Raw genomic sequence first — 23,237 nt, 5'->3', positions numbered from 1 at the left:
TGTTCCGCATGCCACTCACGTTGCGCCGGGGCACGCCGGTCGAGCCCCACGAGGACTACGGCTTCTTCGGCCCCGAGTCGGTCACCTGGCGGGTCTGGAGCTACCCGACCTCGCTGACCGTCGGCTTCCAGCGATCGGTCGTGATCGAGGAGCTCGATCCGGCCCTGATCGCCGCCGTCGACAAGACGAGCGACGTGCGCTACCGGCCGCGGACCCGCTACGACCGCACGCTCCGGTACTTCGCGCTGGTCGCCTTCGGCTCGACGCGGGCGACGAGCAAGGCCGCCGACGTCCTGGTCAAGGTCCACTCGAAGGCGGTCGGGATCGAGCCGCTCAGCGGGAATCCGTACGACGCCAACGATCCGCACTCGCAGCTCTGGATCCACCTGACCGCGTGGCACTCGATCCTCTACGCGTACGAGAGGTACGGGCCGGGCAAGCTCTCGGCCGAGGACGAGTCGCGCTACTGGGCGGAGTGCGCCGTTGCGGCCGAGCTGCAGACCTGCGACCCGACCGACGTGCCGTCGTCGCGGGAGGGGATCCGCGAGTACTTCGCCTACATGCGTCCGCGGATCGCCGGCTCCGAGGCGGCCCAGTCGATGATGGACCACCTGCTCAACGCCGAGGTGATGCTGCCACCGATGCCGCGCGCGCTCGGGCCGGGGCGGTGGCTGGTCAACGCGGTCCTGCGGCGGGCGACGATCGCGACGATGCCGCGCTGGATGCGCAAGATGGGCGGGCTCGAGCAGTCACGGTTGGTCGACGCGCTGGTCACGCCGGTGATGAAGCTCAGCTTCCGGGTCGTCCACGCCAGCCGGCGGCTCGAGCTGCTGCTGATCGGCCAGCTCTCGCCCGGGACCAAGCCGATCGTGGCGCCGATCCTGCTCGGGATCGCCCCCCAGCGGGAGGAGACGCTGACCCCGGCCGAGGCCCGCGAGCGCTACGGCTACCAGAAGCCCGCCGAGGCCCACCACGCGTGGCGGGCGAAGCAGCGCGCCCGCGTGCTGGAGGAGGGCGAGGAGCCGAGCGACGCCGGCCTGGTCGAGTCGCAGGCGGTCCTGGGGTCGTTGGCCTGAGGCCGACGTGGGGTGGTCGGGACGGAGGACCACGATGCAGAGTCCGGGGTCGCCCGCGGCGCTGAGATCGAGGCGGACTTCTTCCTGGCCCTGATGGGGGTGGGCTCATCGCTGATGGGGTCGGCCCATATCGCTCGTAGGTGACCGGCGACACGAGATGACAAGTGGTATCGCGGGCGGTATCGTCGGGACATGGCGATGACGTTGCGACTGACCGATGAGGAAGCGGACGCTCTCCGTCGTCGGGCCGAGCTCGAATCCCGCTCGATGCAGGAAGTGGCGCGGCAGGCGGTCCGCGAGTACGTCGAGAACCACAGCCGCAGCGAGCTGCTCGACCAGGTGCTCGACGAGGAGCTGCCGCGATACGCCGAGGCGCTGGAGCGCCTCGGGCAGTGATCTATCTGACGCTGGACGAGCTGCTGTACGTCGCCGACCGGGCGATCCTCGGCGACGTCGTCGTGCGCGATCACGGACTGTTGGAGTCCGCGCTGGCCCGACCTCGCGCCTCGGCCTTTGGGGCACCCGCCTACGCGACCTTGGAGCAGCAGGCCGCAGCGCTACTGCACTCGCTCGCCCGGAACCACCCGCTGATCGACGGCAACAAGCGTCTGGCGCTGGCGGGGACGATCGCCTTCCTCGGCCTCAACGGGCGACGGCTCACCTGCACCAACGACGAGGCCTACGACCTGGTGATCGCGGTGGCGACCGGGGTGCTGGATGACGTTACGGCGATCGCGCGCGAGCTCGAAGCCATGACCGAGCCGCGGCGACGCTAGGTTCGCCACACCAACGGGACTCCTGGCGCGCTCGGTCGCGGCGAGATCCCGCCAACCCTCAGAACAGGAAGTACCGCTGCGTCATCGGCAGCGACGCGGCCGGCTCGCTGTAGGCCCGCTCGCCGTCGACGGTGACGACGTACGTCTCCGGGTCGACCTCGATCTGCGGGGTCGCGTGGTTGTGGACCATGTCGCGCTTGCCGATGGTGCGGGTCCCGCGGACGGCCGCGACGCGGCGCTCGAGGCCGATCGCCTCCGGCACGCCGTCGTCGATCGCGGCCTGCGAGAGGAAGGTCACGGCCGTGGAGGCCGGCCCGCCGACCCCGCCCGCGAGCGCGCCGAACATCGGTCGCATCAGGACCGGCTCGGGGGTCGGGATCGAGGCGTTCGGATCGCCCATCTGCGCCCACGAGATCGATCCGCCCTTGAGCACCAGCTCGGGCTTGACCCCGAAGAAGGCCGGCTCCCAGAGGACCAGGTCGGCGAGCTTGCCGACCTCGACCGAGCCGATCTCCTCGGCCATCCCGTGGGTGATCGCCGGGTTGATCGTGACCTTGGCGACGTAGCGCTTGACCCGCGCGTTGTCGCCGCGGTCGACCACGTCGCCGGTCGCTGTCCCGTCCGGCCCGGCCAGCCGTCCGAAGCCGTCGCCGTCGAGCGGCCCGCGCTGCTCGCGCATCTTGTGGGCGGTCTGCCAGTTGCGGGTCCAGACCTCGCCGACCCGCCCCATCGCCTGCGAGTCCGAGCTCATCATCGAGAGCACGCCGAGGTCGTGGAGCACGTCCTCGGCGCCGATCGTCTCGCCGCGGATCCGCGACTCCGCGAACGCGACGTCCTCGGGGATCTCGCGGCTGAGGTGGTGGCAGACCATCAGCATGTCGAGGTGCTCCTCGAGCGTGTTGGTCGTGTACGGCCGGGTCGGGTTGGTCGACGACGGCATCACGTGCGGCTCGCCGGCCAGGCGAACGATGTCGGGGGCGTGCCCGCCGCCGGCGCCCTCGGTGTGGAAGGTGTGGATCGCGCGGCCGGCGATCGCCTCCAGCGTGTCCTCGACGAACCCCGCCTCGTTGAGGGTGTCGGTGTGGATCGCGACCTGGACGTCGAAGCGGTCGGCGACCTCGAGGCAGGTCCGGATCGCCTGTGGCGTCGATCCCCAGTCCTCGTGCAGCTTGAGCCCGCAGACCCCCGCCCGGATCTGCTCCTCCAGCGGGGCGGCCGCCGAGACGTTGCCCTTGCCGAGCAGCCCGATGTTGACCGGCAGGGCCGCGGTCTGGAGCAGCATCTGGTGGACGTGCCAGACGCCGGGCGTGCAGGTCGTCGCCTTGGTGCCCGCCGCCGGCCCGGTGCCGCCGCCGATCATCGTCGTGATCCCGGAGGCGATCGCCTCGTTCGCCTGCTGGGGGCTGATCCAGTGGATGTGGCTGTCGACTCCGCCCGCGGTCACGATCCGGCCCTCGCCGGCGATCACCTCGGTGCCGCCCCCGACGGGCAGCGTGACCCCGTCCATCGTGTCGGGGTTGCCGGCCTTGCCGATCCCGGCGATCCGCCCGTCCCTGATCCCGATGTCGGCCTTGACGATCCCCCAGTGGTCGACGATCAGCGCGCCGGTGATCACGGTGTCGAGCGTGCCCTCGGCGGAGCTCATCGTGCCCTGGCCCATCCCGTCGCGCAGCGACTTGCCGCCACCGAAGACGGCCTCCTCGCCGGCCACGGTCAGGTCCTGCTCGACGCGGACGGTCAGGACGGTGTCGGCCAGCCGCACGCGGTCGCCGACGGTTGGGCCGTACATCCGGCCGTAGCGGTGGCGGGAGAGACGGTCGTTCATCGGCAGGCCTCGGTCGTGCGGGACGGCTGGACGTCGCGGGTCATGCGGTCGTCTCGGGCCGGAGGAAACCCTGGGCCTGCGCCCGCTCGAACGCCCGGGCGCGAACCGCCGGGTCGTCGAGCGCGCCCTCGACGAGGCCGTGGAAGCCGCGGACGATCCGGCGGCCGCCGAGCGGTACGACCTCGACCTCGCGGACCTCGCCCGGCTCGAAGCGGACGGCGGTCCCGGCGGGGATCGCCAGCCGCATCCCGTAGGCGGCCTCGCGGTCGAAGCGGAGCGCGCGGTTGGCCTCGAAGAGGTGGAAGTGGCTGCCGACCTGGACCGGCCGATCGCCGGTGCTGACGATCCGCAGCGCCGTCCGCGGGAGGCCAGGGGAGAGGACGACGTCGCCGGGCCCGGCCAGCAGCTCGCCGGGGACGATCGGGTGGGGCGGCGCGTCGAGCTGCGGCGTCGCCCCCGGTGCACCGGCGAGCGGGCTCGGCGTCGCGGGCGACGAGACGTCGGCGGCGGGGTCGGGCGGCAGCATCGCGAGGCCGCCTCAGACGATCGGGTCGTGGACGGTCACGAGCTTGGTGCCGTCGGGGAAGGTCGCCTCGACCTGGACCTGGGGGATCATGCTCGGGACCCCGTCGATCACGTCCTCGGCCCGCAGGATCTGCTTGCCGTGGCTCATCAGCTCGCTGACCGTGCGGCCGTCGCGCGCGCCCTCCAGCAGCTCCGCGGTGATCAGCGCGACCGCCTCGGGATGGTTGAGCCGCAGGCCACGCTCGCGCCGCCGTCGGGCGACGTCGGCGGCTAGGTGGATCAGCAGCTTCTCCTGCTCGCGAGGGCTCAGGCGCATCGAGGATCGATCCTAGGTCGCGCCTCGCGGTGCGCCCTGCTCCCGATGTCCAAGCCGGTCGCGCGGGCCGGGCCTGGGGAACGCCGGGAACCGGCCTCGCAGTTGGACGTCTGGACAACGGTGGCCCCCCGGCCAGCTTCTAGCGTCTTCGGACCATGCGCAAGACGACGGCACGGCTCTCGACGACGGCCCTCGGTGGCCGATCGTCGGGCGCTCGCGGGAGCGGTGTCTCCGGGGAGCGACGGCGCTCGGGCGCAGGGCCCGATCCGGCCTCGGACCGGGTCCGGATCGCCGGGATGGTGACCTTGATCGTGGTCCTCCACGTCGTCGGCTTCGGGCTGCTGTGGGCGGGATCGGGCGGAGACCACGTGCTCTCGGGTGGCGCCACCTTCGGCGTCGCGACCGGGCTGCTGGCCTACACGCTCGGCCTCCGCCACGCCTTCGACGCCGACCACATCAGCGCGATCGACAACGTCACCCGCAAGCTGGTCGGCGACGGCGGCCGTCCGTTGTCGGTCGGGTTCTGGTTCTCGCTCGGGCACTCGACGGTGGTGCTGGCGCTGGCGATCCTGCTCGCCTTCGGGGTCGACGCGCTGGGCTCGGCGGTCAGCGACGAGGACTCCGCGCTGCACGTCGTCACCGGACTGATCGGCCCGATCGTCTCGACGGTCTTCCTGCTCGTGATCGCGCTGGCCAACGTCGCGCTGCTGCGGGCGGCGCTGCGGCGGCGGCGCGCGCTCGTGAGCGCGGCCGAGGGGGACGAGGCTCCGGAGCCGGACGGCCCGCTCGTCCACGGGCCGCTCGCCTACGTCTTCGGGCCGCTGATCCGGCGGGTCGACGCGGCCTGGAAGATGTACCCGCTCGGGTTCTTCTTCGGCCTCGGCTTCGACACCGCGACCGAGGTCGCCCTGCTCGTCCTGGCCGGCGGTGGCGTCGCGGCGGGGCTGCCGGTCACGGCGATCCTGGCGCTGCCGATCATCTTCGCGGCCGGCATGTGCATGTGCGACACGGTCAACGGCCTGTTCATGCGCGTCACCTACGACCGGGCGACGACCGATCGCCGCCTGAAGTCGACCTACGACGTGGTCGTGACCGGGCTCTCGGTCGCCGTCGCGCTGTCGATCGGGATCATCCAGGCGATCTCGATCACCGGCGAGCAGCTCGACCTCACGGGCGGGATCTTCGCCTGGGCGGAGGGGATCGACATGACGATCGTCGGCTACGCGATCGTGGCCCTGTTCGTCGCCGTCTGGGCGCTGATGCTGCTCCGGCTGCGGCGCGGCGTGCCCGGTCCGCCACGGACCGAGCACGCGCACTGAGGGGCGCAGCGCCTCAGCGCACGGTCCGCACGGTCCGCGAGAACGCGACCCCGGTACCGCCGGCGTTCGAGGCCTCGACGGCGCAACCGACCTGCCAGCCGCGGTCGGACGCGCGCAGCTGGTGCGTCCGCTTCTTGCTCGGGTTGGTCCACTGCTCCTGCTTGCCCTTGATCCGGAAGAACGCGTACCGGAACTTCGGGGAGCCGGTCCAACTCCCGGCTCGGCAGGTGAGCGTCCGTCCGGCCGCCGCGCTCCCGGTCGTGACCACGCGCCGGCCGCCACGGGGAGCGATCGGGATCTGGTCGCGGGTCAGGTCCTGCTCGAGGACCGCGGCGTCGATGAAGGTCCGGAGCTCCGGGGCGGCGACGTTCGCGAACAGGTTGAGGCCCGCGGCGCAGTCCTTGACGGCGAGATCGGTGACGCCGATCAGTGCCCGCGGCGACCCGATCGTCGCGGTGCCGCCGCTGTCGCCCTCGCAGGCGGCGTGCTTGTCGCGGTAGGTGCAGAGCATCGCGGCGGGGGCGGTGGTCCCGCAGAGCGCGGCGGTGACGGCGCGGGTCGTCACGCTGCGGAGCGTGCCGAAGTCGTCGGAGCCGGTGCTGCTGATCCCGAAGCCGGTCACGCGGACCGATCGTCCCGTGTCGACGGTGGTGCCGACCGGAGCCATCGGCAGCGCCGCGACCTTGCCGGTGGTCAGGTCGAGCGGAGCGGTGAGCGTGAGCACGGCGACGTCGTCGGCGAACTGGGAGCTGACGTAGTGCGGGTGGACGCGGACCCGGGCGACCCCGGCGATCGTCGCCAGTGCGACACCGGCATCGCTGACCAGGTCGCTGGCCCCGGCGGCGACGCGCACGTTCTCCGGGGCCGCGATCCCGCCCTCGTGGACGACGCAGTGCGCGGCGGTCAGGACATGGAGCGGATCGAGCACCGTTCCGCTGCAGCGACCGACCTCATTGGCGGTGAACTTCGTCTGGAGCGCGACCGTGTAGGGGGCCGAGCTGGTGTTGGGGAGGGCCGTTCCGCCGACGATCCGCGGGGCGGCCTGTCGGCCGACGGCCGCGTGGCCGGCGGCCGTGGTGAGCGACGCCGAGGGCCCGAAGCGCTGGTCGGCGGACGCGCTCGTGGCGAGGCCGAGGCCGGCCGCGAGCGCGACGACGAGGGCGGTCAGCGATCGGGCTGTGCGGCGGGGGTGATGGGAGCCGTCGAACATGCGGGTACTTCCTCCTGGGACGGCCGGCGACGCCTGGTACGTGCGTCGTGCGTTCTGCCACCGTAGACGTCGCGCGCGTGACGTGTCGCGGTTCGTGTCCGGTCGAGCGGGCCTCGATCACCGTCGCGGGACGAGCCCGCTCCGCCTCAGAGCGGGACGTGCGTGGTCAGGACCTCGGCCCCGGACTCGGTCACCAGGATCGTGTGCTCCTCCTGGGCGCAGCGCGAGCCGTCGACGGTGACCGCGGTCCAGCCGTCGGCCTCCCAGATCCGCGCCTCGGGCTTGCCGAGCGTCAGCATCGGCTCGATCGTCAGCGTCATCCCGGGGAAGAACCGCTCGGTCGCGCGCCGGTCGTAGTTGTGCTGGACGTGGAGGCCGTCGTGGAAGGCGGGACCGATCCCGTGGCCGCCGAACTGGTGCACGATCCCGAAGCGGTTGCGGACGAACTGCTCGATCGCCTTGCCGATGTCGCGCACCTGGCCGCCCGGCTTGACCGCCTCGATGCCGGCGTCGAGCGCCCGGCGGGTGGCCTCCATCAGGTCCTTGGAGTGCTGGTCGACCTCGCCGACGGGGAAGGTCTGGTTGAGGTCCCCGTGCACGCCGTCGATGTACGCGGTCACGTCGATGCAGATGATGTCGCCCTCGAAGAGGGTCGTCTGCAGGTCGGGGATCCCGTGGCAGATCACCTCGTTGATCGAGGCGCAGATCGACTTCGGGTAGCCGTGGTAGTTGAGCGTCGACGGGTAGGCCCCGCGCGAGATCATCGCCTCGTGCGCGACCGCGTCGAGCTCGTCGGTGGTGACGCCCGGGGCGATCGCCGCGGCCGCCGCCGCCAGCGCCTCGCTGGCGATGTCGGAGGCGTGCCGCATGCCCTCCAGCTCGGCCGCGGTCCGGGGACGCGGGGGCTGGGTCGGACCCGGCTCGCCGAGCAACGCGTACGACGGACGCTTGATCTCCCGCGGGACCTTGCGGCGGGGGGAGAGCGGGCCGGGCGTGAGCGGGGGGCGCGGAGTCACCCGTCGAATCTAGCGCGCGACTCCGCGCGGCCCGATCGCGGGGGCGCGCGGACGAATCGCTGCAGGGACCTCGCCCGGCCCCGAGAATGTCCGGCGTTGCAGGGAGGTTTCGCGGCGGGCGGAAGTCGATCGGCGGGCGGGCACGCGGTCGCGGCGGGAGGGTGCTGCGCTGCCGGTCGGGGAAAGGTGAACCGGCTGTTACTCTCGGAGAAAGCGTCCCGGTGACTCCTCGCTCCCTGAACCGGTCGCTCACTCATGGCCTCTGATATGCCCGATCACCGTGAGGGACCCCGCGACGAGTGCGGGGTCTTCGGCGTCTATGCCCCCGGGCGCGACGTCTCGAAGTTCGCCTACTACGGGCTGTACGCGCTACAGCACCGTGGGCAGGAGTCAGCCGGCATCGCCGCCGCTGACCTCGGCGGCTACATCATCACCCAGCGCGCGCTCGGGCTGGTGAGCCAGGTCTTCAACGAGCACGACCTGCGCGCGCTCTCCGGGGACATGGCCGTCGGCCACACCCGCTACTCGACGACCGGCGGCAACGACTGGGAGAACTCCCAGCCCGTCCACCGCAACGATCGTCGCGAGCTGGCGCTGGCCCACAACGGCAACCTCGTCAACGCGATCGACCTCCACACCGAGCTCGACGCGCAGGGCGTGAGCTTCCGGGCGACGACCGACTCCGAGATCATGGCCGCGCTGCTCGCGACTGCCGAGGCCGACAGCCTCGAGGAGGCGATCGTCCAGGCGATGCCGAAGCTGAAGGGCGCCTACTCGACCGTGGTCATGGACCGCGACCGGGTCCACGCCTTCCGCGATCCGCAGGGGATCCGCCCGCTGGTGCTCGGCCGGATCGAGGACGACGCCTGGGTCGTCGCCTCCGAGACCTGCGCGCTCGACATCATCGGGGCGAAGTTCGTCCGTGACGTCGAGCCGGGCGAGCTGGTGATCCTCGACGAGCGCGGGGTGACGAGCCGGATGGTCCAGCCCGGCCAGCGGCAGGCGTTCTGCCTCTTCGAGTACATCTACTTCGCGCGACCCGACTCGCGGATGAACGGCAACCTGCTCCAGCGCAGCCGGGTCCGGATGGGCGAGATCCTCGCTCGCGACGCCCCGGTCGAGGGCGCCGACCTGGTCGTGGCCGTGCCCGACTCGGGGATCCCCGCCGCGCGCGGGTTCTCCCAGGCGAGCGGGATCCCGATGGACGACGGGTTCGTCAAGAACCGCTACGTCCAGCGGACCTTCATCCAGCCCGGCAACGAGCTGCGCCAGCAGGGCCTGCGGCTGAAGTTCAACCCGCTGCCCGAGGTCGTCGAGGGCAAGAGCCTGGTGGTCGTCGACGACTCGATCGTTCGCGGCAACACGACCCGCCAGCTGGTCAAGATGCTGCGCGACGCCGGCGCCCGCGAGGTCCACTTCCGGATCAGCGCGCCGCCGATCCGCAACCCCTGTCACTACGGCGTGGACATGTCCAGCCGCGAGGAGATGGTCGCGCACGAGCGGACCATCGAGGAGATCCGCGAGCACATCGGCTGCGACTCCCTGGCGTACATGACGCTCGAGGGCGTCTACGAGGCCGTTCGCGGCGAGCGCAGCGACCATTGCGACGCCTGCTTCAGCGGCAAGTACCCGCTCGAGGGCACCGAGCAGCACCTCGGCAAGTTCGCGTTGGAGAACGCGCTGCCGATGGCGCCGGCCTAGCGCTCCGGCGCCGCGCCGGGGGACGGAGACGACACGACGCCCCGGCGTCGTCGTCGGTGACACTGCAGGCATGTTGCTGCTGGAGCAGATGGAGGACAACCTCGCGAGCCACGCGACCCATCTGCACGCAGCGGTCCCCGGCGCGTCGGCGACGCGCACGGGGATGGTCTGGATCGCCGACAGCGGGCTCGGGCACGACACCTTCAACGTCGTCTCCCGCGGGCGGTTCGGCGGTGAGCACGGCGTGGCGGCGGCGACGGCCGTGGTCGCCGAGCTGCGGGCCAGCGGGCGTCCGTTCTCGTGGTGGGTGGCGCCGACCTCGGCGCCGGACGACCTCTCCGACCTGCTCGTCCGGGCCGGTGCGCCGGTCAGCGAGACGGAGGAGGCGATGGTCGCGCCGCTGGACGCCGTGCCGCTCGACGCCGTCGTGCGGTCGGGCGTGGACGAGCTGCGGGTCGAGGTCGTGCGCACGGCCCGGCAGGTCGAGCAGTACGGCCGGCTGGTCGCCGCCAACTGGGAGCCGCCGGCCGACCCGGTCGCGCGGTTCTACGCGCTGGCCACCGACGCGATCCTCGACCCCGCGTGCCGCAGCCGGTTCGTCGTCGGCTACGTCGGCGACGAACCGGTCGCGGGGGCGGAGATCCACCTCGACGCGGTTGCCGGGCTCTACGGGGTGGTCACGCGCGAGGACCACCGCCGCCGCGGCTACGGCACCGCGGTGACGGTCCACGCGCTCCGCCTGGCCCGCGAGGCCGGCCACACGACCGCGGTCCTGCAGGCCTCGGGCGACGGCGCGCCGGTCTACCGCAAGCTCGGCTTCACGACCGTCGGCCGCTACGTCGAGCACGCGATCGGCGGCTGAGCACGGGCGACCGGTGACGGGATCTGCGGCGACGCCGCACCGAGTTCGTGCCAAGAGGCCCCTCGCAGCGCTCTCGTCTCGGGGCGTCACTACCGTGGAGGGTCGATGTCGGCCGAGCATGCTTCCCCTGACCTGCTGCGCGAGAAGCTGCAGGGGATCTTCGGCCATCCCGCCTTCCGGCCCGGCCAGGAGGACGCCGCGCGTGCGGCGTTCGAGGGGCGCGACGCGCTGGTCGTGATGCCAACGGGTGCCGGCAAGTCGCTCACCTACCAGCTGCCGGCGCTCTGCCGCGACGACCTGACCCTGGTCGTCTCCCCGCTGGTCTCGCTGATGCGCGACCAGGTCGACCAGCTCAACGCCCGGGTCGCCCGCAGCGACGTCGCCCGCGGCGGGCCGCCGGCCGCGCTGCTCTCCGGCCAGCAGGACCCGGCGGAGAACATGGCGACCCTCGCCCGCGCCGTCGCGGGCGACGTGCGGCTGCTCTACGTCGCGCCGGAGCGGTTCGGGTCGGCCGCCTTCCTCGAGCGGATCCGGCACGCCCGCGTCGGCCTGTTCGTGGTCGACGAGGCGCACTGCGTCAGCCAGTGGGGGCACGACTTCCGCCCCGACTACTTCCGGCTCGCCGACGCCGCGCGCTGGCTCGGCGTCCAGTCGATCCTGGCGGCGACCGCGACGGCGACGCCCCAGGTCGCGCTCGACATCGAGCGCCGGCTGCACCTCCGCGATCCCGTCCACGTGCGGACCGGCTTCGACCGGCCGGCGCTGTCGTTCGTCGTCCGCCGCTGCGCCGGCCAGGTCGAGCGTCGGGGTCGGCTGCTGGCGGCGCTCCGCGAGCCCGACGCGCTGCCGGCGATCGTCTACGCCGGCACCCGCGACAACGCCGACCGGCTCGCCTCCGATCTCGGCGCGGCGCTCGGCGTCGAGGCCGTCTCCTACCACGCCGGGCTCGACCGGCGGACCCGCGACGCGGCCCAGCAGCGCTTCATGAGCGGCGAGGTCCCGCTCGTCTGCGCGACCAACGCCTTCGGCATGGGGGTCGACAAGGCAGACGTGCGGACCGTCGTCCACGACAGTGCGCCGCCCTCGATCGAGGCCTGGTACCAGGAGGCGGGCCGCGCCGGCCGCGACGGCGAGCCGGGCCGTGCGATCCTGCTCGCCGACGGACGCGACAAGGGCCTCCACCGCTACTTCATCGAGCGAGCCGAGGTCGACGAGCCGACCCTCGACCGGATCGCCGGGGCGATCCAGCGCGGGTCGGTCGAGAACCGCTTCGACCTCGCCGTGAGCGAGCTGGGCGGCGGGGCGGGCGACGCCGAGTCCGCCCGCGCCGTCTTCGGGCACCTGACGCAGGCGGGGATGGTCCAACCGGCTCCGGGCCCGCCCGACCGCGTCAAGGGACGGCTGCTCGGCCCCTACGACGACCGGGTCCGAAACGAGATCCAGGAGCTCGCCCGCGAGGCGCAGCAGAAGCGCTGGACGCAGTACCACGCGCTCTGGAAGTTCGTGGAGAGCGAGACCTGCCGGCGGGAGGCGGTCCTCCGGCACTTCGGGGACCCGGCCACGGAGACCGGCGGAGCACCGACGGTGGCTTGTTGCGACGCCTGCGTGCCGCTGCTGCTGCCCGACGCCGAGACGGCCGCGTCGGCACGGGCGGGAGGGCGCCGCCAGTCGGCGGAGGCGAAGGCGGCCGCGGCACGGCTGAGCGGGGGCCGCCCGATCGAGGGCGAGCTGCGGGAAGCGGTCGACGCCTCGATCGTCGAGGCGGTCCGCGACGCCGATCCGGCGGTCGGCCGGACCCGGGTCGTCGAGATCGTCCGCGGGGGGCGTTCCCAGAAGCTGCTGGCCAACGGCTACGACGGCCTGCCCGTCTACGGGCGGCACGCCGACCTGCGGGCCGCCGACGTGCTGGCCCGCGTCGACGAGCTGCTCGAATCGGGGTTGATCGCCGCGACCGGCGGTCACTACCCGGTGCTCGAGGTCGTCGACGACCAGGCGAGCCTGTCCGGGTCCGTATCCTCGGCCGGCGATGGCTGACCGAGCGAGCGAACCCTTCCGCGTCGGCGTGCTCGCCTCGGGGGAGGGCACCAACCTCCAGGCGCTGCTCGACGCCTTCGCCGGCCCCGCCGCGGAGACGGTGGCCGGGGAGCGTCCCGTCGCGATCGTCGCCGTGGCCTCCGACAAGCCCGGGGCCCGCGCCCTCGAGCGGGCCGACGAAGCCGGGATCGGCCGTCGCGTCTTCCCGCGGTCGGACTACGACGCCCGCGAGGACCGCGACGCGGCGATCGCCGCCTGGCTCGACGCGCAGCGGGTCGATCTGGTCGTGCTCGCCGGCTACATGGCGATCCTGACCCCGGTCTTCATCCGCGCCTTCCCCGACCGGATCGTCAACGTCCACCCGTCGTTGCTGCCGGCCTTCCCGGGGATCCGCGCGATCGAGCAGGCGGTCGAGCACGGGGTGCGGGTCTTCGGCGTCACCGTCCACCTCGTCGACGAGGGCGTCGACACCGGCCGGATCCTGCTCCAGGACGCGATCCGCCTCGAGGGCGAGCCGGACGCGGACGCGGTCCACCACGCGCTGCGTCCGATCGAGCACCGGCTGCTGCCGGAGGCCGTGCGCCGGGCGGCACGCGGCACGCTGGACGGCTAGCGACGCGGCGGGTGCCGCCCGCCGCTGCGGCCTACTTCTGCAGCTCCTCGATCTTCTTGCGGGCCGCGTCCAGCTGCTTCCTCGCCTCGGCCGGCAGGTTGCTGCTCTTCTCGAGCCGGTCGAGCACCTCCGAAGCCCGCTTCTGGGTGTCCTCGCGGAGCCCCCTGGTCAGCTCGTCGACCTTCTTCTTGCTGTCGGCGGCGCTGATCTCCCCGCTGCGGACCTTCTCGTTCAGCTCCTGGACCTTGGTCTGGACGTCCTTGGCCCGGTTCTGGAGGTCCTTGCTGGCCGCCTGCGCGCTGTCGCGGGCGCCTGAGGTGCGGTCCTGGAGCGCCTTGCCGGCCCCCTGCACCTGCTCCTCGACCTGCTTGGCGCGGTCCTGCAGGTCCTTGCCCTGCTGCTCGACCTTGTCGGTGACGTCCTTGGTCTCGCCGTCGCTGCCGCACGCGCTGAGTCCGAGCGCGGCGACGGCGAGCAGGGGAACGGTGAGCGGGCGGAGCTTCATGCTCCAGATCCTTTCGCATGTCCGAGCGTCCGGCGTAGCGGTCCGGTGACCGCACCGGCGGGCGGCTCGCGACTGTGGATCCCCGGCGGCCCGTATCCTCGAACGCGCGCCTATGCTGGATCCTCTCGACGTCACCCCGCCCGACCGCGTCCCCGTTCGCCGAGCTCTGCTCTCGGTGTCCGACAAGACGGGGCTGGTGGAGCTGGCGCGTGCGCTGCACGACCAGGGCACCCAGCTCGTCTCGACCGGGGGCACCGCCAAGGCGATCGCCGACGCGGGCCTGCCCGTCGTCGCCGTCGACGACGTCACCGGCTTCCCGGAGATGATGGACGGCCGGGTCAAGACCCTGCACCCACGGCTCTTCGCCGGGATCCTCGGCGTGCGTCAGATCGACGCCCACGCCGAGGCCGCGCGCGAGCACGAGATCGACTGGATCGACCTCGTCGTCGTCAACCTCTACCCGTTCGAGGCGACGATCGCCCGTGACGGCGTGACCAACGCCGAGGCGATCGAGAACATCGACATCGGCGGCCCCTCGCTGATCCGCGCGGCGGCCAAGAACCACGCCTACGCCTCGATCCTCACCGACCCGGCGCAGTACCCCGCCGTGATCGAGGAGCTGCGCGAGTCCGGCGACGGCTCGCTCGGGCTCGTCACCCGCCGCAACCTCGCGCTCCAGGCCTACGCCACGACCGCCCGCTACGACGCGGCGATCAGCGGCTTCCTCCAGGACCAGGACGAGTTCAACGGCAGCCAGCTGCCGCTCGGCCACCCCGCCGGGCGCCCCGCCGCCGGCGGTCGCGTGCCGTTCCCGCCGCAGTTCTCGCGCGGCTACGTCAAGGACCGCACGCTCCGCTACGGCGAGAACCCGCACCAGCGCGGCGCCTACTACCGGCGTGCCGGCTCGCCCGGCGGCGCGCACCTGCTCGGCGGCGTCGAGCAGCTGCACGGCAAGGAGCTGTCCTTCAACAACCTGCTCGACCTCGAGGCGTCGCGGGCGATCGCGCGCGAGTTCGACGAGCCGGCCTGCGTGATCGTCAAGCACAACAACCCCTGCGGCGCCGCGATCGGCACGTCGAGCCTGCAGGCGTTCGAGCGGGCGCTGGCCTGCGACCCGGTCTCGGCCTTCGGCGGGATCGTCTCGCTGACCCGTCCGGTCGACAAGGCCGCGGCCGAGGCGCTCGCCGGCCTCTTCGTCGAGGTCCTGTTCGCCCCGGCCTTCGACGACGACGCGCTCGAGATCCTGACCCGCAAGCCGAACGTCCGGCTGCTGCGCGGCGACGACGCGTCGCTCAAGGGCCTCGAGCACCTCGACGTGCGGCCCGTCGCCGGTGGCGTGCTCGTCCAGGACGCCGACGAGGTCGTCGTCGACCGCGAGACGATGAAGGTCGCCTCGGCCGCCCAGCCGAGCGAGGACCAGTGGCGCGACATGCTCTTCGCCTGGCGCGTGATGCGGCACGTCAAGTCGAACGCGATCGTCTACGCCAAGGACGGCGCGACGGTCGGGATCGGCGCCGGCCAGATGAGCCGCGTCGACTCCGCCCGGATCGCGATCGACAAGGCCGGCGAGCACGGTCTCGACCTGACCGGCGCGGCGATGGCGTCCGACGCCTTCTTCCCCTTCGCCGACGGCGTCGAGGTCGGCCTCGACGCCGGCATCCGCGCCGTGATCCAGCCGGGTGGCTCGGTTCGCGACGAAGAGGTCGTGGCCGCGGTCGACGCGGTCGGGGCGACGATGGTCTTTACGGGGCGGCGCCACTTCCGCCACTAGGCGGTTACGTCTGAGGCGGCCGTGGACGCTTCGCATCTCGGGCCGGTTGGCACTCGGCAGGCCTGGCGGCCAGCTCTCGCACCACCCGCCCCGACCTGCTTGGTCCACGACCACCTCAGACGCAACCGCCGCGGTCCTGTCTGAGGTATCTGGCCCGCGTGGACCTCGGCAGGGCTGGCGCCCAGCTCTCGGACCCACGCTCCGTCTCACGATTCGGCCGGCCTTGCCGCGGCAGGCGCAAGCTCGACCGGTCGGGGCTGGGAGTTCTCGGCCGGCAGCAGGAACGGCGGCATCTCGCGTCGCGTGGCCGGGTGGCGTCATCTCGCGTCGCCGCCGCTCATCGCCGTTGCCCCACCCCGCCTAGTCTCTGGGGCATGAGTCGCGATCAGGACCGGGTCCAGCGCTTCCATTCGGGTGGTCCGTGGGAGACCGAGGTCGGCTACTCGCGGGCAGTTCGGGTTGGCGATCGGGTGCTGGTCTCGGGCACGACCGCCGCGCGCGGCGACGACGCGCCAATCCCCGAGGACGCCGGGGAGCAGGCGAAGCTGGCGCTGGAGACGATCGCCCAGGCGCTGGAGCAGGCCGGGGCCCGGCCTGCTGACGTCGTCCGCACGCGGATGTTCGTGGTCGACGTGGCCGTCAACGGCGACGCCGTGCTCGCCGCCCACGGCGAGCTGCTGCGGGAGGTCCGCCCGGCCAGCTCGATCCTCGGCGTCGCGGCGCTGATCGATCCGCGGCTGCTGGTCGAGATCGAGGCCGAGGCGATCGTCGGGGCGGGGGACGTCTTCGCGGGCTGAAGCTCGGCGCGCCGCTGACCTCAGGAGGCCGGCGGCACCGTGCCCAGCGCGGGCACGTCGATCAGCGAGGCCGGCGCGCGGTCGCCGATCCAGACGTTCCAGGGGCCGGCACCGTCCGGGCCGACGGTCCGCTCGCAGATCAGGCGCCGCCGCGGCAGCGCCTCGCGCCCGAAGGCCACGTACTCGAGCGCGCCGGCCGCGATCTCCTCGATCGGGTCGTGGGCTGCGCCCTGGCGCTGGCCGGTCGCGACCGCCGGAGCGACGACCGGCGGCTCCAGCGGCAGCCAGTCGAGGTTCCGCCAGTGCACGCGCTCGGCGAGCGGGTCGACCGTCTCGGGGTGCTCGGCGCGGACGCCGATCACGATCTGCTCGAGGTCGCCGTCGGTCGTCGCCATCCAGCCGGACTGGCCCTTGTCGTCGAGGTGCCAGACGGTCCAGGCGGGGCCGTCGGCCGGCGTCACCCGCTGGGTGCCCCGCACGAACCACGGCTGTCCGTCGTAGGTGACCTCGGCGCCGATCGCCAGCCGCTCGAGCGCGCGGTTGACCCGCGGCGGACGCGGGCTGGTGGATCCGGCGGCAGCGACGGCCGGGGTCGCCCCGGGCCCCGGCTCCCCGGAGCGTCGGGAGGCGCGCAGCGCGACCACGAACACGGCCACCGCCACGATCGCGAGCAGGCCCAGGAGGATCGCGAGCAGCATCACCTCGAGCATAGGCCAGGACGGTGCTCCGACCCGATCCCCGCGGTCGAGAAGGCGGCATGTATAAATTCTGATCAGAAATAAGGAAGTGGAGATCGCGCCGTGTGATCTCCGCAGAACGCCACTCCGCGGGCGGCGGCGGGGGCGCTCGGGATCGGCGACGGGGTCCACGTCGTCGTCTACGCCCAGGCCTCGCCGAGCTGGTCGACCCGGAGAGCGGCCGGCTGCTGCCGCTCGTGACCGGCTGCGCGGGCCCGCTGGACCGAGGCGCGGCTAGTAGGCGGCCCAGCCCTTGCGCGTGTAGTCGAGGATCGCGGGCCGGTCGAGGGTCGTGGGACGGACGTCCCGCGGCCCGCGGTCGGGGGCGAACGTCGCCGCCGCGCGCAGCACCTCCGGGCTCAGGAACCGGAGCCCGTCCGGGGCACCGGCGAGGGTCAGCGGCGGCGGGTCGCGGCGCACGTCGGACGGGGCGGCGAGCCAGAAGCCCCAGTCGCCGAAGGTCGGCACGTCGACGTGGTAAGGGCGTCCGCGCCAGCCGGCCAGCTTGAGCGTCCGGCCGACCGACCAGAACGCGTCGGGGGCGAAGTACGGCGAGCCCGACTGCACGACGATCGCTCCGCCCGGGGCCAGCGCTCGGGTGCGCACCATCCCGTAGAGCTCGGCGCTGTACAGCCGCGCGAGGCCCTGGTCGTCGGGGTCGGGGAAGTCGAGCACGATCACGTCCCAGCTGCGGGCATCGGTGCCGCGCAGCTTGCGGATCCAGGTGAACGCGTCGGTGTTGGTGACGGTCACCCGCGGGTCGTCGAGCGCACTGCGGTTCAACCGCCGCAGCCGCTGGTCCTCGCGCGCCAGCCGGGTCATCGCGGGGTCGAGGTCGACCAGCCGGACCTGCTCGACGCTCGGATGCCGGAGGATCTCCCGCACCGCCATCCCGTCGCCGCCCCCGAGCACCAGCACCCGTCGCGGCCCGCGGGCCGCTGGGCCAGGCCCGGCCGTGGCGGCGGCGGTGCTCATCGCCGGGTGGACCAGCGCCTCGTGGTAGCGGTACTCGTCGCGACTCGACAGCTGGAGGTCGCCGTTGAGGAACAGCCGCACGTCCTTGGTGCCCGAGAAGGTCGCGCTCTCGGTGATCTCGATCTCCTGGTACGGCGTGCGCTCGCTGACCACGATCGGGTCGTCGAACAGCTGCTGCCGGGCCGAGACCTCGAACCGCCCGGCGTAGCCGAGGCCCGCCGCGACCGTGACCGCCCCGAGCAGCAGCACCGCGACCGCGCCGGCCCGGGCCCCTCGCGAGAGATCGCCGCGGAACACGATCAGCACGATCACCGCGGCACAGACCAGGTTCAGCAGGCCGGCGGCCAACGCCCCGCGCAGTTGGCCGAGCAGCGGCAGTAGAAGGAACGGGAACGCGAGTCCGCCGACCAGCGCGCCGATGTAGTCGGCCGCGGTCAGGTCGGCGACGGCTCGCGCCGGGTCCTGCCGGCGGACCCGCTGCAGCAGCTCCATCAGCAGCGGCAGCTCGGCCCCGACCAGGGCCCCGCAGACCAGCGACATCACGACGACCGCGGGCGTGTAGAAGCCGGCGTAGGCGAAGACGGCGAAGCAGACGAGGACCGAAAAGCCACCCGCCACGGCGACCCCGGTCTCGATCACCACGAACGAGCCGAGCGGCCGCGACAGCAACGGCTTGGCGGCCAGCGCGCCGAGCCCGAGCGCGAACACGAAGAGCGAGACCACCAGTGAGGTCTGGGTCACCGACGAGCCGACGAGGACGCCGCCGAGGGCGACCAGCGCCAGCTCGTAGATCAGGGCGCAGGCGGCGCAGGCCCCGGCAGCGCCGAGCAGCAGCGCGCGGGATCCGCGCCTCATCGGGGTGTGGCCGCGCGTCGATTCCCGCCGGCCCTCACGAGATCGAGGCGGCGACGATCGCGCCGACCGCCAGGTGCGTGACGACGGTGATCCAGACGGCGGGGTGGTGCTCGTCGTCGGCGACGATCGCGCCGAGGTCGCCCGGCGTCAGCCGGTCGACGACCCGGAACACGAGCCCGATCAGGAGCACGCCGAGCAGGCCGTAGCCGGCCGCGTCGAGCAGGCCCTTGCCGAGATCGTCGTGGGACGACCAGATTGCGACGACGATCGTCACGGCGTTGGCGATCAGGCCCGAGGCGAGGACCACGGTCAGATCGCGGTTGCGGTCCTCCCAGATCTGTCGGCGCAGGTTGCCCGGGGTGGCGAGGTCGACGGTGACGAAGCCGGCCACCAGGACCAGCAGGCCGACGACGGAGTAGGCCGTGGCGGAGGCGAGGCCGTTGAGGAGGTCGTTGAGCGTGTCGGTCATCAGGCGGTGGGTGGGGTCGTGGAGGGCAGGAAGCGGTGCGGGACGCTCATCGGCGCGAGGGCCACTGCGGCCGCACTGGCCAGAGGAAGGAGATCGTCCCGAGCGCGATCAGCAGCGCGAGCAGCGCGGCGACCAGCTTGGCGACCTTGCCCCGCAGCCAGTCGGTTCCGGGGTCGCCGGTCAGGTGGTCACCGCTGGCGGCGGCCTGCTTCGCCGGGAGGTTGGCCGCGACCGGGGCGTCGAGCGTCAGCGGCAGCGCCGCGGTCGCGTCGCGCAGCGCCCGGTCGCCGTCGTCGGTGAGCAGCAGGCCGCCCCCGCTCGGACGACCGACGAGGTTGAGCGGCGGGGCCTTGGCGAGCGGCGCGATCAGGTCGAGCCGGTGCTCGATGACGTCGGTGGTGAGGCCGGGCACGGTCGAGGTGACCTCCCACGAGGCCGAGTCCTCGGACTCGCACGAGTTGCAGGTGTAGGTCAGGTCGACCTGCAGCTCGATCGCCCCGTTCGGGCAGATGGCGTCCTCCGCCCGCACGTCGGGTCCGGCGTTCGAGACGCTGTCCTCGTAGCTTCCATCGGGGGTGTCCAGGGTGGCGTAGTAGCCGAAGCAGACGTCGTTCTCGTCGGTCGCTTCGGCGAGCACCGAGGCCAGCTCGACGCGGTCGGCGGCCTCGAGCAGCACCCCGTCGTTGGTGTCGGCGGCGGTGATGACAGGCTCCGTGGAGGCCCCGTTGGCGTCCGTCGAGTCCTGGGCGCGCGCGCCGAGCGGGGCCGCGAGCAGGAAGGCGACGACCAGCAACAGGGTCAGCAGCGGGCCGCGACGCCCCTGGGCCTGGGCGCTCACTTGCCGCTCCCCGGTCCGCCGCCGCGGAAGCCCTCGGCGGCGCCGGAGTAGTTGCCGAACCAGCCGCCGACGTACGGATACCAGTGCGCGTAGGCGCGCTCCGGATCGTCGACGTCGATCTCGCTGCCGCCGTAGGAGCCCGGACGGACCGCGACGAGGCTGTCGGCGTAGCGCAGGAAGACCCCACCCGGATCGGTCAGCCGGTCGGCGGGCTTCCAGGCGTCGGTGATGTCGGCGACGACCTTCTCGATCCGGTCCCCGCTCGTGTAGTGCCTGGCCCCGTCGCGCTCGCCGGCGCGCGTGTAGTGGTCGTCGACGTAGCCGTCGACCGACGACCCGCAGGACGAGAAGGTCGTCACGATCACGAGCACGGCGACGACGGCGACGAGCACCGCGGCCGCCATCGCGGCGGTGACCTTGTTCTCGAAGCTCATCGCACCAGCTCCCGTCGTCGGGGCCGGGCGTCGACCGGCGCCGCCGGAGCCGCGGCCGCGACGGAGACGGAGCTGCGGGTCCGGACGGCCTCGCCGCGCTCGGGGTAGAGGTGCCAGGTCTCCCAGCCGGCGGTGTCGTTCGGCGCGTCGTCGGGGTGGGCCAGGTAGACCGCGGTCAGCGCGCCCGGGGCCCCGGGAAACGCGGCGAGCAGGGCATCCGGTCGCCGGTCCCAGGTGGCCCGCAGCAGCTCGCCGAGCGCGACCACGCCCGCGGTGCCGCGTTCCTGGACCTCGGCCTGGAAGCGGTAGCGGAGGCCGTCGTGATCGACGACCGCCGGGGCGCTGGGCAGCGAGCGACCGTCGGGGGCGTCGCAGGCGACGACCTCGGTCAGGCGTCGGTCACCGGTCCGCACCTCGACCGCGTGCGAGGCGCCGAGCACGTGCAGGCGCAGGGCGACGGCCCCGGTCGTGACGGCGAGCGTGGCCAGCGCCGCGGGCGCGGCCGCGCCCGGCAGCAACGACCAGGCGAGGTCGGTCGAGGCCGCGTCCCGGAACGGGACGTCGAGCTGGAGCAGCACGTCAGGCGTCTCGGCGGACGGGCGCGTGGCGCGGGGCTGGTCGCCCGCCGACCGGGCGGGTCGGGGCGGTCACGCGTCCGCTCCGGTCCGCCCCGCCGGGTAGACCTCGAGCAGGTGGGCGGCGACGACCTCGCCGGTCGAGACCTCCCACGAACCGTGCTCGGACCAGCGCTCGAAGCCGAGCCGCTTGCCGCCCTCGGCCTGGTAGTCGACGTACCAGGCGTCCCCGCCGGCGGGGACGCCGGTGGTGCCGGTCGAGACGAAGCGGGCCTTGCCCGACTCGACCTTCGCGTAGGTCCGGCCGGCGTGGGTGACGGGCCCGGAGGGCTCCAACTCGCCGGCGCCCTCGGCGGGCCGCCAGAACGCCACGTCTGTGCCGTCGGAGAGGTCGACCGAGAGCCAGGTGCGCTCGTCGCCACCGGCGTCGAGGTGGTACTCCGACCAGACGTAGCCCTCCTCGTCGAAGCGGATCTGGCCGCGGACCACGTAGTCGTGGCCGCCGAAAGCGACGACGGCGCCGAGCCCGAGGCCGTCCAGCGGGCCGCCGGGGCCGTCCGCGAGCGGGTCGACCGGGGCGCTGAGCGGGGCTGGTTGTTGTTCGCGGCTGCGGGCCCAGAGCCCGATTGCGAGGCCGAGGGCCACGAGGGCCAGGATCACGAGTGCGATGACCATGGGCGGGCACCCTAGCGGGAGCACGTCACGCTCGCGTCGGCTACCGCGCGAGCGAGAAACACCCGACAAACGGTCGTTCGTGCTGTGTATGACGGGCGATCCGGCGTGGCCGGGACGGAACTCGGAGCTCGCGCGGAGCGACGGCACAGACGAATGGCTGATTCCCTGTACGGTCGACAGGTTGACTAGTCGACTGGTCTTGTGTCAGGATGGCGATCGATCGGCGGCCTGCGCCGGTGAACCCAAACCGAGAACGACGATGACTTCCCACTTCAACCGGGTCCTTCGACGCCTGCTGGCGGCCGCGCTCACGCTGACCGCCGTCGTGGCGCTCGCCGCCTGCGGCAGCTCCTCCGTGTCGAACACCTCCAACGACGCCGCGCCCGAGGGCAAGAGCGGACCGTTCACGATCGGCTACGACGTCTACTGGCTGGGCAACAGCTGGTCGGTCCAGCTCTACCAGGAGTTCAAGGCCAGCGCCGAGCGCAACAAGGCCGACATCTCCAAGGTCGTCTACACGCAGTCGGACAACCAGGTCCAGAAGCAGATCTCGAACGTCCAGTCGATGATCTCGCGCAAGGTCGACGCGATCATCATGACCCCGATCTCGCCCTCGGCGACGGTCCCGGTCATCAAGCAGGCGCGCGCCGCCGGCATCCCCGTGATCCTGCTCTCGGCCGAGGCCGACACCAAGGAGTACACGTCGCTGGTCACCGTCGACCAGAAGAAGTTCGGCGCGGTCGGCGCCGAGTGGCTCGCCAAGGCGCTCGACGGCAAGGGCAAGATCTACGCGCTCAACGGGATCGCCGGGCTCTCGACCGACTCGCTGCGGTTCGGCGGGGCGAAGGACGTCTTCAAGAAGTACCCGGGGATCGAGATCGTCGCCGACAGCCACGCCAGCTGGGACGAGGCGCAGGCCAAGCGGGCCGTGTCGAACATGCTCTCCTCGCACCCCGACGTCGACGGCGTCTGGTCGCAGGGCGGCGCCATGACCCTCGGCGCGATCCAGGCCTTCCAGGCCGCCCGCAAGCCGCTCGTCCCGATGGTCGGCGAGAACAACAACGGCCTGATGAAGGAGTGGCTCGACCTTCGCGGCAAGGGCGCGTTCGACTCGATCGGCGTCACCAACCCGACCTGGCTGGCCGACGACGCGCTGAAGACGACGCTGGCCGCGCTCAAGGGCGAGAAGTTCGAGAAGGACAACATCCTCACGCCGCCGGTGATCACCGACGAGACGCTGGAGAAGTTCGCCCGGCCCGACCTGCCGGACTCGTTCTGGGTCAACACGCGCCTCAGCGACGCCCAGACCAAGTCGCTGTTCGCGAAGTAGCGA

At 72.6% G+C, this 23,237-nt stretch carries 23 protein-coding genes and 1 pseudogene; 11 read left to right on the top strand and 13 right to left on the bottom strand.

All coding sequences use genetic code 11. The features are described 5' to 3' along the window. The first annotated feature begins 8 nt into the window (after positions 1 to 8). The 3 genes from ACVUH9_RS19975 (at position 9) to ACVUH9_RS19965 (ending at position 1,852) form a co-directional block, all read left to right on the top strand. Positions 9 to 1,076: an oxygenase MpaB family protein gene (locus ACVUH9_RS19975; protein WP_475760164.1), complete on the top strand. Its 1,068-nt coding sequence runs from the start codon at positions 9 to 11 to the stop codon at positions 1,074 to 1,076. Between the two features lie 192 nt (positions 1,077 to 1,268). Continuing rightward, positions 1,269 to 1,472: a DUF6290 family protein gene (locus ACVUH9_RS19970; protein WP_475760162.1), complete on the top strand. Its 204-nt coding sequence runs from the start codon at positions 1,269 to 1,271 to the stop codon at positions 1,470 to 1,472. Further along, positions 1,469 to 1,852, top strand: coding sequence for a type II toxin-antitoxin system death-on-curing family toxin (locus tag ACVUH9_RS19965; protein WP_475760160.1), 384 nt, complete (start codon positions 1,469 to 1,471; stop codon positions 1,850 to 1,852). The genes ACVUH9_RS19970 and ACVUH9_RS19965 overlap by 4 nt, the downstream gene beginning before the upstream one ends. A gap of 58 nt (positions 1,853 to 1,910) precedes the next feature. Here the strand turns inward: ACVUH9_RS19965 and ACVUH9_RS19960 are convergent, their stop codons facing one another. Genes ACVUH9_RS19960 through ACVUH9_RS19950 form a run of 3 tightly spaced genes read right to left on the bottom strand, consistent with a single transcriptional unit; the run spans position 1,911 to position 4,518 of the window. Beyond that, positions 1,911 to 3,677: an urease subunit alpha gene (locus ACVUH9_RS19960; protein ID WP_475760158.1), complete on the bottom strand. Its 1,767-nt coding sequence runs from the start codon at positions 3,675 to 3,677 to the stop codon at positions 1,911 to 1,913. Between the two features lie 40 nt (positions 3,678 to 3,717). After that, positions 3,718 to 4,203 (bottom strand): urease subunit beta, encoded by a 486-nt coding sequence (locus tag ACVUH9_RS19955; protein WP_475760156.1) that lies wholly within the window; start codon positions 4,201 to 4,203, stop codon positions 3,718 to 3,720. 12 nt (positions 4,204 to 4,215) lie between these two features. Beyond that, positions 4,216 to 4,518, bottom strand: a complete 303-nt coding sequence (locus ACVUH9_RS19950) for an urease subunit gamma (protein WP_475760154.1) — start codon at positions 4,516 to 4,518, stop codon at positions 4,216 to 4,218. A 155-nt stretch (positions 4,519 to 4,673) separates the two neighbouring features. On the opposite strand from ACVUH9_RS19950, the gene ACVUH9_RS19945 reads away from it, so the two are divergent. Beyond that, positions 4,674 to 5,837 (top strand): HoxN/HupN/NixA family nickel/cobalt transporter, encoded by a 1,164-nt coding sequence (locus ACVUH9_RS19945; RefSeq protein WP_475760152.1) that lies wholly within the window; start codon positions 4,674 to 4,676, stop codon positions 5,835 to 5,837. A gap of 13 nt (positions 5,838 to 5,850) precedes the next feature. Here the strand turns inward: ACVUH9_RS19945 and ACVUH9_RS19940 are convergent, their stop codons facing one another. Further along, positions 5,851 to 7,047 carry a S1 family peptidase gene (locus ACVUH9_RS19940; protein ID WP_475760150.1) on the bottom strand — a complete coding sequence of 399 codons (1,197 nt, stop codon included), beginning with the start codon at positions 7,045 to 7,047 and terminating at the stop codon, positions 5,851 to 5,853. Between the two features lie 146 nt (positions 7,048 to 7,193). Then, on the bottom strand, positions 7,194 to 8,063 hold the full coding sequence (gene map, locus ACVUH9_RS19935) for a type I methionyl aminopeptidase (RefSeq protein ID WP_475760148.1): 870 nt from the start codon (positions 8,061 to 8,063) through the stop codon (positions 7,194 to 7,196). 267 nt (positions 8,064 to 8,330) lie between these two features. Here map and purF point away from each other — a divergent pair, with 267 nt between their 5' ends. From purF to purN, 4 genes are all read left to right on the top strand, one after another. After that, positions 8,331 to 9,764 (top strand): amidophosphoribosyltransferase, encoded by a 1,434-nt coding sequence (purF, locus tag ACVUH9_RS19930; protein ID WP_475760146.1) that lies wholly within the window; start codon positions 8,331 to 8,333, stop codon positions 9,762 to 9,764. 70 nt (positions 9,765 to 9,834) lie between these two features. Beyond that, entirely contained in the window at positions 9,835 to 10,626 is a 792-nt protein-coding gene (locus ACVUH9_RS19925; RefSeq protein WP_475760144.1) for a GNAT family N-acetyltransferase, read from the top strand. A 105-nt stretch (positions 10,627 to 10,731) separates the two neighbouring features. After that, positions 10,732 to 12,660 carry a RecQ family ATP-dependent DNA helicase gene (locus tag ACVUH9_RS19920; RefSeq protein WP_475760142.1) on the top strand — a complete coding sequence of 643 codons (1,929 nt, stop codon included), beginning with the start codon at positions 10,732 to 10,734 and terminating at the stop codon, positions 12,658 to 12,660. Next, positions 12,653 to 13,273 (top strand): phosphoribosylglycinamide formyltransferase, encoded by a 621-nt coding sequence (gene purN, locus ACVUH9_RS19915; RefSeq protein WP_475760140.1) that lies wholly within the window; start codon positions 12,653 to 12,655, stop codon positions 13,271 to 13,273. The genes ACVUH9_RS19920 and purN overlap by 8 nt, the downstream gene beginning before the upstream one ends. Positions 13,274 to 13,304: 31 nt before the next feature. Here purN and ACVUH9_RS19910 read toward each other — a convergent pair whose 3' ends face one another. Continuing rightward, positions 13,305 to 13,778 carry a hypothetical protein gene (locus ACVUH9_RS19910; protein WP_475760138.1) on the bottom strand — a complete coding sequence of 158 codons (474 nt, stop codon included), beginning with the start codon at positions 13,776 to 13,778 and terminating at the stop codon, positions 13,305 to 13,307. A 112-nt stretch (positions 13,779 to 13,890) separates the two neighbouring features. Here ACVUH9_RS19910 and purH point away from each other — a divergent pair, with 112 nt between their 5' ends. Both purH and ACVUH9_RS19900 read left to right on the top strand, forming a co-directional pair. Further along, positions 13,891 to 15,549 (top strand): bifunctional phosphoribosylaminoimidazolecarboxamide formyltransferase/IMP cyclohydrolase, encoded by a 1,659-nt coding sequence (purH, locus tag ACVUH9_RS19905; RefSeq protein ID WP_475760136.1) that lies wholly within the window; start codon positions 13,891 to 13,893, stop codon positions 15,547 to 15,549. 374 nt (positions 15,550 to 15,923) lie between these two features. After that, positions 15,924 to 16,346 carry a RidA family protein gene (locus ACVUH9_RS19900; RefSeq protein ID WP_475760134.1) on the top strand — a complete coding sequence of 141 codons (423 nt, stop codon included), beginning with the start codon at positions 15,924 to 15,926 and terminating at the stop codon, positions 16,344 to 16,346. Positions 16,347 to 16,366: 20 nt separating this feature from the next. Here ACVUH9_RS19900 and ACVUH9_RS19895 read toward each other — a convergent pair whose 3' ends face one another. The 7 genes and pseudogenes from ACVUH9_RS19895 to ACVUH9_RS19865 all read right to left on the bottom strand — a co-directional run bounded on the left by ACVUH9_RS19895 (position 16,367) and on the right by ACVUH9_RS19865 (position 21,904). Next, a complete protein-coding gene (locus ACVUH9_RS19895) occupies positions 16,367 to 17,044 on the bottom strand; it encodes a hypothetical protein (protein ID WP_475760132.1) in 678 nt (225 codons plus the stop codon). A 273-nt stretch (positions 17,045 to 17,317) separates the two neighbouring features. Beyond that, positions 17,318 to 18,916 (bottom strand): annotated as a pseudogene (locus ACVUH9_RS19890) (polyamine aminopropyltransferase); the annotation flags it as partial. A gap of 31 nt (positions 18,917 to 18,947) precedes the next feature. Continuing rightward, a complete protein-coding gene (locus tag ACVUH9_RS19885; protein WP_475760130.1) occupies positions 18,948 to 19,382 on the bottom strand; it encodes a DUF350 domain-containing protein in 435 nt (144 codons plus the stop codon). A gap of 46 nt (positions 19,383 to 19,428) precedes the next feature. Further along, positions 19,429 to 20,220 carry a hypothetical protein gene (locus tag ACVUH9_RS19880; RefSeq protein WP_475760128.1) on the bottom strand — a complete coding sequence of 264 codons (792 nt, stop codon included), beginning with the start codon at positions 20,218 to 20,220 and terminating at the stop codon, positions 19,429 to 19,431. After that, a complete protein-coding gene (locus ACVUH9_RS19875) occupies positions 20,217 to 20,654 on the bottom strand; it encodes a DUF4247 domain-containing protein (RefSeq protein ID WP_475760126.1) in 438 nt (145 codons plus the stop codon). Before ACVUH9_RS19875 ends, ACVUH9_RS19880 begins: the two co-directional genes overlap by 4 nt. Then, positions 20,651 to 21,232, bottom strand: a complete 582-nt coding sequence (locus tag ACVUH9_RS19870) for a DUF2617 family protein (RefSeq protein ID WP_475760124.1) — start codon at positions 21,230 to 21,232, stop codon at positions 20,651 to 20,653. Before ACVUH9_RS19870 ends, ACVUH9_RS19875 begins: the two co-directional genes overlap by 4 nt. A gap of 69 nt (positions 21,233 to 21,301) precedes the next feature. Further along, a complete protein-coding gene (locus tag ACVUH9_RS19865; RefSeq protein ID WP_475760122.1) occupies positions 21,302 to 21,904 on the bottom strand; it encodes a DUF4178 domain-containing protein in 603 nt (200 codons plus the stop codon). Positions 21,905 to 22,163: 259 nt separating this feature from the next. Here ACVUH9_RS19865 and ACVUH9_RS19860 point away from each other — a divergent pair, with 259 nt between their 5' ends. Continuing rightward, on the top strand, positions 22,164 to 23,234 hold the full coding sequence (locus ACVUH9_RS19860; protein WP_475760121.1) for a substrate-binding domain-containing protein: 1,071 nt from the start codon (positions 22,164 to 22,166) through the stop codon (positions 23,232 to 23,234). Positions 23,235 to 23,237: the final 3 nt, after the last annotated feature.

The organism is Patulibacter ginsengiterrae (genome assembly GCF_056269115.1).
The sequence above is the reverse complement of the archived record's forward strand: the minus strand, read 5'-3'. Positions and strand labels throughout refer to the sequence as shown.